The sequence below is a fragment of the Ureibacillus sp. FSL W7-1570 genome (assembly GCF_038593265.1).
In the GTDB taxonomy this organism is placed as follows: domain Bacteria; phylum Bacillota; class Bacilli; order Bacillales_A; family Planococcaceae; genus Ureibacillus; species Ureibacillus suwonensis.
On the sequence record NZ_CP151979.1, the window covers coordinates 2,610,936 to 2,623,723 of the forward strand.

General features: G+C 40.8%; 14 protein-coding genes, 1 other RNA gene and 1 riboswitch. Of the genes, 11 read left to right on the forward strand and 4 right to left on the reverse strand.

What is annotated here, in order from left to right; genetic code table 11:
• Window positions 1-39: 39 nt before the first annotated feature.
• The gene (locus NST13_RS12990) at window positions 40-1,374 is read left to right on the forward strand and encodes an LLM class flavin-dependent oxidoreductase (protein WP_342580752.1); all 1,335 of its coding nucleotides are present in this window, start codon (window positions 40-42) and stop codon (window positions 1,372-1,374) included.
• Window positions 1,375-1,614: 240 nt separating this feature from the next.
• On the opposite strand, the gene NST13_RS12995 is transcribed toward NST13_RS12990, so the two are convergent.
• Window positions 1,615-1,932: a thioredoxin family protein gene (locus NST13_RS12995; RefSeq protein WP_342470608.1), complete on the reverse strand. Its 318-nt coding sequence runs from the start codon at window positions 1,930-1,932 to the stop codon at window positions 1,615-1,617.
• A 259-nt stretch (window positions 1,933-2,191) separates the two neighbouring features.
• Between NST13_RS12995 and NST13_RS13000 the strand changes: the two genes are divergently transcribed.
• The 7 genes from NST13_RS13000 (at window position 2,192) to NST13_RS13030 (ending at window position 8,693) form a co-directional block, all read left to right on the forward strand.
• Window positions 2,192-3,838 (forward strand): IS1182 family transposase, encoded by a 1,647-nt coding sequence (locus tag NST13_RS13000; protein WP_342580753.1) that lies wholly within the window; start codon window positions 2,192-2,194, stop codon window positions 3,836-3,838.
• 152 nt (window positions 3,839-3,990) lie between these two features.
• On the forward strand, window positions 3,991-4,959 hold the full coding sequence (locus NST13_RS13005) for a M23 family metallopeptidase (RefSeq protein WP_342581857.1): 969 nt from the start codon (window positions 3,991-3,993) through the stop codon (window positions 4,957-4,959).
• A 223-nt stretch (window positions 4,960-5,182) separates the two neighbouring features.
• Window positions 5,183-5,284, forward strand: a riboswitch (TPP riboswitch).
• A 106-nt stretch (window positions 5,285-5,390) separates the two neighbouring features.
• Window positions 5,391-6,077: a thiaminase II gene (tenA, locus tag NST13_RS13010; protein ID WP_342580754.1), complete on the forward strand. Its 687-nt coding sequence runs from the start codon at window positions 5,391-5,393 to the stop codon at window positions 6,075-6,077.
• 25 nt (window positions 6,078-6,102) lie between these two features.
• Window positions 6,103-6,750 carry a thiazole tautomerase TenI gene (gene tenI / locus NST13_RS13015; protein ID WP_342580755.1) on the forward strand — a complete coding sequence of 216 codons (648 nt, stop codon included), beginning with the start codon at window positions 6,103-6,105 and terminating at the stop codon, window positions 6,748-6,750.
• Window positions 6,710-6,913, forward strand: a complete 204-nt coding sequence (gene thiS, locus NST13_RS13020) for a sulfur carrier protein ThiS (RefSeq protein ID WP_342471199.1) — start codon at window positions 6,710-6,712, stop codon at window positions 6,911-6,913. Before tenI ends, thiS begins: the two co-directional genes overlap by 41 nt.
• A 2-nt stretch (window positions 6,914-6,915) precedes the next feature.
• Window positions 6,916-7,683, forward strand: a complete 768-nt coding sequence (locus tag NST13_RS13025) for a thiazole synthase (RefSeq protein WP_342470605.1) — start codon at window positions 6,916-6,918, stop codon at window positions 7,681-7,683.
• Entirely contained in the window at window positions 7,683-8,693 is a 1,011-nt protein-coding gene (locus NST13_RS13030; RefSeq protein WP_342580756.1) for a ThiF family adenylyltransferase, read from the forward strand. The genes NST13_RS13025 and NST13_RS13030 overlap by 1 nt, the downstream gene beginning before the upstream one ends.
• Window positions 8,694-8,773: 80 nt before the next feature.
• Here the strand turns inward: NST13_RS13030 and ssrS are convergent.
• Both ssrS and NST13_RS13040 read right to left on the reverse strand, forming a co-directional pair.
• A non-coding RNA gene (gene ssrS, locus NST13_RS13035) (6S RNA) lies at window positions 8,774-8,966 on the reverse strand.
• A 131-nt stretch (window positions 8,967-9,097) separates the two neighbouring features.
• Window positions 9,098-9,748: a YfbR-like 5'-deoxynucleotidase gene (locus tag NST13_RS13040; RefSeq protein WP_342581858.1), complete on the reverse strand. Its 651-nt coding sequence runs from the start codon at window positions 9,746-9,748 to the stop codon at window positions 9,098-9,100.
• A gap of 151 nt (window positions 9,749-9,899) precedes the next feature.
• Between NST13_RS13040 and NST13_RS13045 the strand changes: the two genes are divergently transcribed.
• Window positions 9,900-10,349: a hypothetical protein gene (locus NST13_RS13045; RefSeq protein ID WP_342580757.1), complete on the forward strand. Its 450-nt coding sequence runs from the start codon at window positions 9,900-9,902 to the stop codon at window positions 10,347-10,349.
• Window positions 10,350-10,583: 234 nt separating this feature from the next.
• Here NST13_RS13045 and NST13_RS13050 read toward each other — a convergent pair whose 3' ends face one another.
• Window positions 10,584-10,769, reverse strand: a complete 186-nt coding sequence (locus NST13_RS13050) for a polyribonucleotide nucleotidyltransferase (RefSeq protein WP_342580758.1) — start codon at window positions 10,767-10,769, stop codon at window positions 10,584-10,586.
• 107 nt (window positions 10,770-10,876) lie between these two features.
• Between NST13_RS13050 and NST13_RS13055 the strand changes: the two genes are divergently transcribed.
• Both NST13_RS13055 and NST13_RS13060 read left to right on the forward strand, forming a co-directional pair.
• Entirely contained in the window at window positions 10,877-11,449 is a 573-nt protein-coding gene (locus NST13_RS13055) for a superoxide dismutase family protein (RefSeq protein WP_342580759.1), read from the forward strand.
• A 285-nt stretch (window positions 11,450-11,734) separates the two neighbouring features.
• Complete coding sequence (locus NST13_RS13060) at window positions 11,735-12,730, forward strand: TAXI family TRAP transporter solute-binding subunit (RefSeq protein ID WP_342580760.1); 996 nt, start codon at window positions 11,735-11,737, stop codon at window positions 12,728-12,730.
• Window positions 12,731-12,788: the final 58 nt, after the last annotated feature.

Here is a 12,788-nt window from a genome sequence, read left to right on the forward strand (position 1 = left end):
GGTAGCCTTTTAAAATAAATAAAAAAAGGAGAGATTGGAATGAGCAAAAGACAATTAAAATTAGGAGCATTCTTTAATGTACCAGGCCATCATTTCGCAAGCTGGCGTCATCCTTCAACGCAGCCGGAACGTACACTGGATTTGGATTATTTCGTGGAACTGGCGAAAATCGCTGAGCGTGGCAAGTTTGACACCATTTTCTTTGCGGACGGTTTTGGTCAGGAGTTGGAGGAATATTCACCATCAGGCATTAAATTGGATCCAATTATCATCCAATCCGCCTTGGCTGCTGTGACAAAGAAAATCGGTTTAGTGGCGACGGTCACAACATCGTATAATGAGCCATTCCAATTAGCGCGGAAATTTATCGGCTTGGATCATTTGTCAAAAGGGCGCGCTGCATGGAATGTGGTTACATCTAACAGTGAAAGGGAAGCCCCACTTTTCGGAAGAGATAAACATTTGGCTCATGCAGAGCGTTATGAACGTGCGGAAGAGTTTGTAGATGTGGTGAAAAAGCTGTGGTTATCCATTGATAAAGATGCACTTGTCATTGACAAGGAATCAGGAAGATATCTTGATTTATCGAAAGTTCAACCTGTAAATCACGAAGGCAAGTGGTTCAAAGTGCGGGGAACGCTGGATGCACCGACATCTCCACAAGGGCACCCGGTCATCGTCCAGGCGGGTTCCTCCGAAGCGGGGAAAGAGTTGGCAGCCCGTACAGCGGATGTCGTTTTTACAGCGTGGCAAACGTTAGAAGAAGCACAGGCTTTTTACCGTGATCTGAAAGGACGTTTGGCAAAATACGGACGAAATCCGGAAGACTTGCTAATTATGCCGGGTGTCTATATTACGGTAGCAAAAACGGAAGAAGAAGCGGTTGCAAAACGGAAAGAATTGGATCAATATATTCATCCAAAGGCCGGGTTAAAGTATTTATCCCATTTCTTCGGAGCGGATTTAACACGTTATCATATCGATGATCCACTTCCGGAACATTTCGATGGGGAAGATAAGACAAATCCGCGCATCCGTGCGAACATTGTGCGAAATATCGCCAAACGCGAAAATTTAAAAACCATTCGTGAGCTATACGAATTTATCGCAGGGGCCCGCGGACATCGTGAAATTGTTGGTACACCGGAGCAAATTGCCGATCAATTGCAAGAATGGTTTGAGCAGGGAGCCGCAGATGGATTCAATGTGATGGCGCCGACTTTCCCGGATGGACTTAACGATATTGTTGACTTGGTTATTCCGGAATTGCAACGCAGAGGCTTATTCCGGACTGAATATGAAGGAACAACTTTACGCGAGAATTTAGGATTAAAAAATCCTGCACGTACGGTAATTGAAAACGTGAAAGGTTAATGGATGATTTTCCCTACTAAATGGCTCACTAGGAAACTGGAGGCCATTTTTTTATTGAATGGGGTTTTCTTATTGTTGAAAAATGGGAAGGGAATTTCCTGATTGCCGGATTTGCGGTTTGCATAGTGGATGTGCAATAACAATAATGAATGAGGTTCAGTGACGCTTATGGTATATAAGAAAAAAATATCCCACAGAAAGCCATATATTGCTATTCCGTGGGATTGGTTATGTAAAACCTTAAAGAGGTAACCCATCAATAAAGTTTTCAATTTCCTCTTGCGTTTTTCTGTCCCGGCTAACGAAACGGCCAATTTCTTCCCCTTTATTGTAGGCAATGAAACTTGGAATTCCAAAAACGTCCAGTTCACCGCATAAATCAATAAATTCATCCCGATCTACTTTTACAAAAGTATATTGAGCATATTTTTCTTCGATGGCAGGAAGAAACGGTTTAATAAATACGCAGTCTTTGCACCAATCTGCAGAAAACACAAATATGATGCGCTCTTCGTTTTTCAGTTCATGAAATTGTTCTACGGATTGCAATGATTGCATTTATGACTCCCCCAAATATAAATAGTATGATAAATGGTATCATATCATAATATTTACTACAAAACAAACAGATTTACTCTGAATATATAGGTGGGGAATTCCATTATGAGGCTGGGACAAAACCCCCTCTAAAATGGAAACAGCTCATGAAATTTTGGAATGAAATTTCATGAGCTGTTCTTCATTTTTTCAATAAAAAATAAGGACCTCTTCTGTTAAAATTAAGTTACCACCAAAACTAACAGAAAGAAGGGTCCTTATGTTCAAATATTATAACATGAATCAATTAGTTTTGCCTCTAGATTTAGAAATAAAATTACAAGAAAATGATATTGCCTTCCACATTCACCATTTAGTTGAAAGTATTCCAGATGAAGCCTTCCAGCCGTTTCTTCGAAATACAGGTTGTCCTGCTTATCATCCACGCATGATGCTAAAAATTATTTTGTGTGCCTATTCGCAGTCTGTCTTTTCAGGTCGAAAAATTGAAGCGCTATTAAAGGACAGTATACGAATGATGTGGTTGGCACAAGGATATGAACCAAGTTATCGGACGATCAATCGTTTTCGTGTGCATCCGGAAGTAAAAGAATTAATTCGTCAATGTTTTGTCCAATTCCGTTGCCAACTGGTGGAAGAAAAGTTAATCGATCAAGAAGCCATTTTTATCGATGGTACGAAGATTGAAGCGAATGCCAATAAATTTACTTTCGTATGGAAGAAATCCATTGAAAAATACAACCAAAACTTAATTGAAAAGTCCAATCAGTTATACAACGAACTATTAGAAAAAGAAATCATCCCTGAAATGGAGCGGGAAAATGAGGGAGAACTGTCCGTTGAAGAACTCGCTCAAATGGTGCAACAAGTCGATGAAGTCATTAAGGAATATGACCAAAAGATAGAAACATCGCCCGATGCCACAGAACGAAAAGCATTAAGAAGCGAACGGAAATATCCGAAGCGAGTGTACAAACAGTTGATTGACTTGATTTTACGTAAACAAAAGTATCAAAAAGACTTCGAAATCTTGGGTGAACGGAATAGTTATTCCAAAACAGACTTAGATGCGACGTTCATGCGAATGAAAGACGACTATATGAAAAACGGTCAATTGAAAGCTGGATACAACGTACAAATCGCAACAGAAGGTCAATACGCACTAGCTTATAGCATCTTTCCAAATCCTACTGATACACGTACATTAATTCCGTTCTTGAATAAGATAGAAAAGGATTATTTTCCGTTGCCAAAGTATATTGTCGCAGATGCTGGTTATGGTAGTGAACAAAACTATGAAGACATCCTTTCGAATCGAAAATGTGAGGCACTCATTCCATATACCATGTATGAGAAAGAACAAAAGAAGAAATATAAACAAAATCCATTTCATCCAGACAATTGGATGTACGACGAAGAAAGTGATACCTACATTTGTCCAAATCAGCAGCGAGTAACCTTCCGTTATCGTTCTGTACGTACAGATAAGACTGGTTTCAAACGAGAATTGAAAATCTATGAATGTGAAAACTGTTCAGGATGTCCATTTCGTTCATCATGCACAAAAGCAAAGGAAGGCAATCACCGAAAGGTCATGGTGAATGAAAAATGGGAACAACAAAAAGAATATGTAAGAGCGAAGCTTTCAGAAGAAAAAGCTGGTTCTATTTTCCGTCAACGTAAAATAGACGTAGAACCAGTTTTTGGATTCTTGAAGGCTAATTTGCGTTTCACTCGATTTTCCGTTCGAGGAAAATCGAAAGTGGAAAATGAAATGGGCATTGCCTTAATGGCCGTGAATTTACGAAAATACACGGCCAACAAAGATCAACTAACAAAAAATAATGGGGATAAATGGAAAAAGGAGAATTTGAGCCAACTCAAATTCTCCTTTTTCCTATTTTGAAGCTAGTTTTGTCCCAGCCCCGTTTTTTATGTAAAAAAATCTTTGCATTTAATAAAAATTTTTCATCCCATAAAGGACTCATGGTTTGAAAAAAACGGGATATTCTAAGGGGGAAAGGAGGATTGATTTTGGTCCGAAAAATAATTCTCTCCTTGGTTCTTGTGCTTGCATGTTTAACGGCCTTTTCCTCTTTTGCAAACGCAAGCGAACATAAGGAAGATGTGTACAATGAGCGGATGAATTTGTATAAAAGCTATGAAACGCCATTTGTTCCCTGGTATCGTTTGGCGGCTGTCGATCAATATGAACGGAATATTCAGGAAGTGCGAAAGGATATTCCAAAGCGGGAAAGCGCCATCGCCATTCATTTTTCCCATGAATTCTGGGCAGGTGAACTGAATCCTGACACAGATGACACTACGCCGTTTACCATTCAGTATTTTGGCGGCAAGGGTCTTGATGGGAACGGCGATGGCAAAGCCGATCGGAATGATGACCAAGATATTTTATTTACGATGGCCACCTATTTAGGGAAATTTGGCCCATCGGAAGAAGATTTTAAAACGGCTTTATGGGAATATTACAAAGATGAAAAAATCATCAATCAAATTATAACCATTCAAACGCTTTATAAACATTTCAATACAATTCAGCTGGACAAGCATATTTTTCCCCTCCCGGTCCGTGGATACAATTACAGTTATAAAGGGACTTGGGGTGCCAGCAGGGGATGGGGCGGAAGACGAATCCATGAAGGAACGGATATTTTTGCCGGTTATGGCACACCGGTTTTATCTACGTCTTATGGCGTTGTTGAAGTAATGGGTTGGAACCAATTTGGCGGTTGGCGGGTCGGCATCCGGGATCATCATAATACTTATCATTATTATGCTCATTTGGCGTATTTCAATAAAGAGTTGAAGGTGGGCGACATCGTGGAGCCTGGAACCATTCTTGGCGGTGTTGGAAGTTCGGGATATGGGAAGGAAGGAACGAGCGGCAAATTCCCTCCGCATTTGCATTATGGCATGTATAAATTCAACGGTCGGACTGAATGGGCTTTTGACCCGTATCCGCATCTTTTGCAATGGGAAAAGCAGACGAAGCAGGAACGCAAATAATAAGGTTGCTTTAGCGTGCCATTCGCTAGGGCAACTTTTTTGTTGCGAGAACATTTTGATAAAAGCCGCAAGGGATCTGTTGAAAATGCAAGTCCTCCAGCATCTCCTTGGATTTATCCAAAGTCGCAAAGTCTTGAAAAAAATTCCAAATAAATTATCCATTTTATCCTATTGAAATATTTTCTTGCCCATGTCACAATGATTGTAATTTCATAGTGCATTATCCAATCACTAGGGGTGCTAGTTTTAGCTGAGAGAGGCATTGCCTCAACCCTTTGAACCTGCACTAGGTAATGCTAGCGAAGGGAAGTGGTTGCTGGGACTCGTATTGTCTTTTTATGTTTTTTTACAGTTTGCCGATTTCGGGTTTTCAAGCCACTTCTTTCAGGAAGTGGCTTTTTTTCATGAACAAAAAAAGATGGGGGATAGGAATGCAATTCACAGATCGACTTTTTGAAAAGTATCATACCGTTTGGAGAAAAAATCATGAACATCCTTTTGTGAAAGAGTTGGGAACAGGAACACTGGATCCTGACAAGTTCCGTTTTTACATGATACAAGATTATTTATACTTAATCGATTATTCCAAATTGTTTGCATTAGGTGCTGTGAAAGCGCCAAATCTCGAAGTGATGACGGTGTTTGCCAACCTGCTTTATTACACGATGAATGAGGAAATGGCGTTGCACAGAAAATATGCCAGCCGTTTTGGAATCACGGAAAAAGAGTTGGAAGAGGCAAAACCTTCCCCGGTAACCCTTGCTTACACCCACTACATGTTGGCGGTTGCCCAAAACGGCTCCATCGCCGAATTGGCGGCTGCCCATTTGGCTTGTGCATGGAGCTATTGGGAGATTGGATGTGAATTGGCTGAAATCCCGGGGGCAAAAAATCATGAATTATACGGCGATTGGGTAAAAACGTACAGTTCAGAAGAGTTTGGCCAGTCTGCGCAATGGAATCTCGATTTGCTCAATCAATTGGCGGAAGGGAAGCCGGAATCCGAACTTCAGCGGCTGGAAGAAATCTTTTTAAATACGACCCGATTTGAATACATGTTCTGGGATATGGCTTATCATCAACAAATGTGGCCGATGGATGAACAGGTGACTGCATAATTTTTTGCGAAGGGAAGTCGTTTGGTTGGAACTGCACATAATCACCGATGGGAAAAAGACAAATGAAGAGTTGAAGGAAATCATTACATCGGTTTCTGCTGTTGTGGATTACATTCATATACGCGAAAAAAATAAATCGCCCCATGAGATTGTTGCTCTAGTAGAGGAGTTACTAAAGGCAGGGGTGCCGAAAGAAAAGCTTGTCATCAATGACCGGCTGGATATTGCTCTTGTGACTGGAATTCCGAATGTGCATCTGCCAGGGAAGGGGCTTCCGGTAGAAAAGGTCAAAACGGCATTTCCACATATGAAAGTGGGGGTCAGCATCCATTCCCTTGAAGAAGCGGAAAGAGCGGAAGAAGCAGGAGCTGATTACTGTTTATTCGGCCATGTTTTTGAAACGGACAGCAAAAAGGGATTAATGGGAAGAGGAACGGGTGCCCTTGGTGTAATTGTTGAACATGTAAAGATTCCAGTGATTGCCATCGGCGGAATTACTCCTGAGAATGCCGGAAAAGTGCTGGAGAAAAAAGTGCGCGGCATTGCAGTGATGTCTTACATTTTCTCATCGAAACACCCAAAAGAAGCGGCAACCCGTTTAAAACAAGTGTCAAAGGGGAAGGGGGATGACGTTGCAACTTTATATCAATGGACAGAAGACGGAAGTGGATAACAATGTGAAAAATGTGGCAGATTTGCTGAAGTCTTTTCAATTGCAAGGACGGATTGTCGTTGTTGAACAGAATGGAAAAATTATACTGAAAGAGCAATATGACAAACAGCCGGTAAATGATGGCGACAAAATCGAAATCGTCCATTTTGTTGGAGGGGGATAAACATGTTAAAAATTGCAGATAAAGTATTCCAATCAAGATTATTGCTAGGTACAGGGAAGTTCCCGAATTTTGAGGTCCAAAAGGAAGCGGTGGAAGCATCCGGAGCGGAAATTTTGACTTTTGCCGTAAGAAGAATGAATATTTATGAACCGTCACAGCCGAATTTTCTGGAAATGCTCGATCTTTCAAAATATACCCTCCTGCCGAATACTGCCGGGGCAAAAACGGCGGAAGAAGCGGTGAGGATCGCAAGACTCGCCAAAGCATCAGGACTGTGCGACATGGTGAAAGTGGAAGTCATTGGGGATGATAAAACCCTTCTTCCGGATCCGGTTGAAACACTAAAAGCTTCAGAAATGTTATTGGAAGAAGGTTTCATTGTCCTTCCTTATACTTCCGATGATGTAGTCTTAGCGAAGAGACTCGAAGAATTGGGGGTGCATGCCATCATGCCGGGCGCTTCACCCATTGGTTCAGGGCAAGGGATTGTGAATCCGCTGAATCTCTCCCTCATCATTGAGCAGGCGGGTATTCCGGTCATAGTGGATGCGGGAATCGGCTCGCCTGCGGATTGTGCCATTGCGATGGAGTTGGGGGCAGATGGCATCTTATTGAATTCAGCGGTGTCCGGGGCAAAAGATCCGGTGAAAATGGCAAAGGCCATGAAGCTGGCCATCGAAGCGGGAAGACTTGGATATGAAGCTGGCAGAATTCCGAAAAAACGGTATGCTGTTGCCTCCAGTCCAATAGAAGGGATGCTTCTTTCCTAATGGAACGGTATTCCCGGCAACGGTTGTTTTCCCCTATTGGTGAGGAAGGACAGAAGAAATTATTGGAAAGCCATGTGCTAATTGTCGGGGCAGGAGCGTTAGGTTGTGCCAATGCGGAGATGTTGGCACGGGCGGGCATCGGGAAAATCACCATTATCGACCGGGATTACGTTGATTGGACGAATCTCGGCCGGCAGCAACTTTATACGGAAGAGGATGCAAAACGGAACATCCCAAAGGCCATTGCGGCACAAAACCATTTACAAGTAATCAATTCAACGATTGATATTAAAGGGATTGTTGGAGACTTCTATATTGATTCAGAAGAAATAGTGAAAGATGCCGATCTCATCATGGATGGGACAGATAATTTTGAAACGAGATTTGTCATCAATGATATGGCAATGAAACATGGCATTCCCTGGATTCACGGGGCAGTGGTAAGAAGTTATGGAATGACCGTTTCCATTGTGCCAAAACAAACACCATGTTATCATTGTTTGCTCCAAACGCTTCCTTCCGAGGGTTTAACTTGCGATACCGTCGGGGTGATCAGTCCGGCAGTGCAAATGGTTGCATCCTATCAAACAGCCGAGGCTTTGAAATATCTGGTGAGCGGAGAAGTGTCCAAAGAATTGGTTTCCTTTGATGTATGGAAAAGGGAACACTCGATCATCGATGTATCATCATTAAAGAGGGCGGATTGCCCTTCGTGCGGGGGAAATCCCTCATTCCCATATTTGAGGAAGGGGACGGGTTTAAAAACCGCGGTGTTGTGCGGCAGAAATACCGTGCAGATTCGTCCGCAGCAAACGCAGCAATTTTCATTAGAAAGGATTTCAAAAAGGCTCCATACAATCGTTAAAAACTTAAAAGTGACCCCTTACTTAATGTCCTTCCAGGTGGAAGATGTCCAAATGGTTCTTTTTCAAGATGGCAGGGCATTGATCCATGGAACGAAAGAGGAAGAAAAGGCGAAAAGGATTTATCAACGGTATGTGGGGGCATGAAAGACCGTTGAATGCCAAAATAAAAAAGCTCTCCTGAACAGAGAGCTTTTTTACAAACCATTGTTTTACCAATGTTTGCAGTGAAAGCCGCCTTGCCGTAATATTAATAGAAAGTTTTAAAACCACGACTCCACCAGGTGGGTGTTCGCAGAAGATTTCCTGTCTATCGTCATTCACCGCAGTGTGACGCCCGCCATTCCATCTTCGATCTAAAACTCCCTTTTACAGTTCAAAGGTTAAAACTTAATATGTGTACGTACAACGCAGCTTTAATGTAATAGTAATGGAATATGTAGCTTGCCGCAAGTAAGTATCTTTTAATAAAAAAGTCAATTATTTAATATAAAAAGCGTTGGAGGTATTTTTTGCAAGCAAAAATAAAAGCCTCATTCGATTTAACCAAATCAATCCTGAGGCTTTATTTTGTCCAATATTTCATTGGTCAATTTGGCGACGTCAATTTGCGTATCTTCTTTCATGACGTCCTTCAAAATTTCATTCCGGAAATAACGGACACTTACTTTCAAAGGCATTTGAAGAAGTTTCGTTAATGCTTGTTGATACATAATGATAAATTCTTTATCTGTATTGCCCCGCTTCAGCTCGGCAAAGGATTCATAAAATTGATCGAGCTTATCCGCAAATTCCAGCAGACGGCCTTCCAATGTCCCATCTTTTCCTTCCTTCATCCGCTCGAAGAAAATTTCTTGAAATTCAGCTGGAATCTCTTCTTTTATAAATTTTTCCATCATTTTTTCTTCCACATGGGCAAGCATCTGTTTCAATTCTTCACTGGCATGTTTGACCGGTGTTTTAATATCTCCAATGAACACTTCGGCAAAGTCGTGATTGATGGTTTTTTCATAAAGGGACTTCCAATTGACTTTTGCCCCGTGCATTTCTTCCAAAGTTCCAAAAAACAAAGCGTATTGGGAAACTTTCCATGAATGGGCGGCCACATTATGTTCTTCGAATTTAAAACGTCCCGGCGCCCGAAAAATACGTTCCAAATCATTTAAGCTGGTAAAAAATTTATGGATGCCTATTGCCAACACTCCCATCAATTGATGTTTTGTATAAATATACACCATATTCTATCCAAAGGGGCATCTTTTACACAAATAATGCAACATAAAAGAGAATTGTCACGAATTTTATAAATAAAGTATCTGAAATACATGTTATACTAAGAAGCAGGAAGACGAAATGGATGTGATGGATATGTTGCATACGTTTTTTTTATTCATTCATATTTTGAGTGCGGTGGTTTCCATAGGCCCGTTGGTTACATTAATTCCGTTGACAAAGAAAATGGAGTCCGCCGATGAAAATGAAATGGTCGGTTATGTGAGATCCTTCCAAGTGGCTATTACCACAGTCAAGCATGCCGGACACGTCCTAGTGCTCTCAGGTGCGATTCTTGTCATAATCAGCGGATGGACTTGGAAAGATTCATGGATTGTTTTAACCTTGGCCGTCATGTTCCTTTCCATTGTGTTTTTGGCAAGGGCCTTCAAACCGACTCTGCAAACCTTTGGAACAAGCGGGTATCGGAAAGAAGAGTTTGTTGCAAAATTGAGGAAAGCAACATGGAAATATATTCTCTTATTATTGATTATGCTTTGGTTAATGGTGGATAAACCGATGCTGTGGTAAAAAGCTCATCGGGTTCTCAATTTTATGAAGTTTTGAAAAGATTGTAATATTATACATATGATGAACTGTAAGAAAAGGTACTTTTATAGTATTATAATATTGTGTGCGTTGCGAAGGGCACTTTATAAAGAAAAGCGAATTGAGAAAACGGTGTGTTTTCCAATTCGCTTTTTTATTTTTTGGAACAACTTGCGATCCAATTTGAATAATGGGGATGTTTTCACTAAATTTTTATTATACTGAAATATCAATAATGTTTCCTTTATATGGATGATTCATTGGTGGTTGGTTTTGAGTTGATTTATCCAACATTTCGATTACACCTGTCGCTCCCATATTCAGCGATTTATCCAAAATGCTCAGTTGCACCGTATGTTGGAGCGATGCCAACTGACTGGACATAATGGAATTGATATCCATGGAAATCCCTCCTTTAGATTAATATCGGACAATCGTTCGACATTCACATCCGTTTTTGAATATTTGTCCAATTCGTTGTCAAAGCTTTTCTAGGAGGAGGGAGAAACATGAAAAAAATATTTATGGCCGGTTTGCCGATCAGTTTGCTCCTATTGGGAGGATGCGGTTGGTTTGGAACGGCAACTGATGATGAAACGGAACAAATACCGGCAAATGCCGAAGCCGCTTTATCAGCCCAAGCGACCATGATCAACAGTGAAGGAAGTGAATTGGGGGTTGTCGAGTTTACAGAATCGAAAGAAGGTGTGAGAATCCATTTGAAATTGGAAAATGTGCCGGAAGGGGAACATGGTTTCCACATCCATGAAGTCGGAAAGTGCGAAAAGCCGACTTTTGAATCGGCAGGGGGCCATTTTAATCCCGGTGGGAAAGAACATGGGTTTAAAAATCCAAAGGGCTTCCATGCGGGGGATTTGCTGAATGTGAAGGCTGATGAGAATGGCAAAGTCGATGTAGTGTTCATTGACAGAAATATTACATTGGAAAAAGGAAAAGAACATTCATTATTTGATGAAGACGGAAGTTCCGTGATTTTGCATGAAGCTCCTGATGATTATAAAACGGATCCTTCGGGAAATTCCGGTGCGCGAATTGCTTGTGGGGTAATAGAGTCAAAATAGTATTATTTTTTGGGTTGTTGCTCATAGGGAGTGACAACCCAATATTTTTCTACAAAAAGAAAGAATAATATTATTATTTAGAAAATTTAAAAATTATATGTAATATAACAATTTTGGATGCCTAGGAAACATTGACGCGACAATAAAAATTCTATTTTGAAAATAGTATTTACTACTTTATGTTCTATTATTCTATAAAAAAGATTTGACATGAGTAAATTGTAATAGTTACAATTGTACTGTGTTAATACACATTTTTGTGGAAACAAAGAGGAGGGGATTTGTTTGAAAAGCAAAAAGTTTTTATTTTTGACAGTCATTAGCATTATGCTGCTGATGCTACTTGCTGCCTGTGGAGGAAAAGAAGACAATTCCGGCACAGATGAAGGTTCAACAAATGGGGATAACAATACATCATCATCTGACATCAAGTTCTTAAGCATGGTTACGGGCGGTACACAAGGTACTTACTATGCATTGGGTGGTACATTTGCGGAATTGATTTCAAAAGAAACTGGAATTAAAACAACTGCGGAAGTTTCACAAGCATCTGCTGCAAACATCAATGCATTAAAAGCGGGCGATGCTGAAATCGCTTTCGTTCAAACAGACATTGCTTACTATGCGAAAAACGGTCTAATGATGTTTGACGGAGAACCAATGGATGATTTAGCGGCGATCGGTGCCCTATATCCAGAAACGGTTCATCTTGTAACAACAGCCAAAACAGGCATCAAATCTTTCGAAGATTTAAAAGGTAAAAAAGTTTCTGTCGGAGCCCCAGGTTCCGGTACTTACGCAAACGCTGAACAATTGTTGGAAGTGCACGGTTTAACAATGGATGATATCCAAGCGCAAAACTTAGACTTCGGTGAATCTGTAGACGGTTTACAAGCTGGACAAATCGATGCGGCATTCATTACTGCAGGTTACCCTACAGCCGCTGTAGAAGCGTTAAGTGCACAAGCGGATGTGGTGATTGTTCCAGTGGATCCAGAAAAAGCAAAAGCGTTAATTGAAAAATATCCATATTACACTGAAGACACAATTCCGGCAGGCACATATGGTTTAGCTGAAGATGTGCCAACTGTATCAGTACTTGCGATGCTTGCAGTGAAGAAAGATTTGCCTGAAGATGTGGCATACGGAATTGCAAAAGCAATCTACAACAACACAGACAAAATTGGACATGCGAAAGCTGAATACATTAAGAAAGAAACTGCTTTAGATGGCATCGGTATTGATGTGCATCCAGGCGCGAAAAAATTCTTTGAAGAATAATTATTGACTGAGCAAAGTGAAGGGCTTGAAGGCTGATGCTTCTTCAGGCCCTTTATAC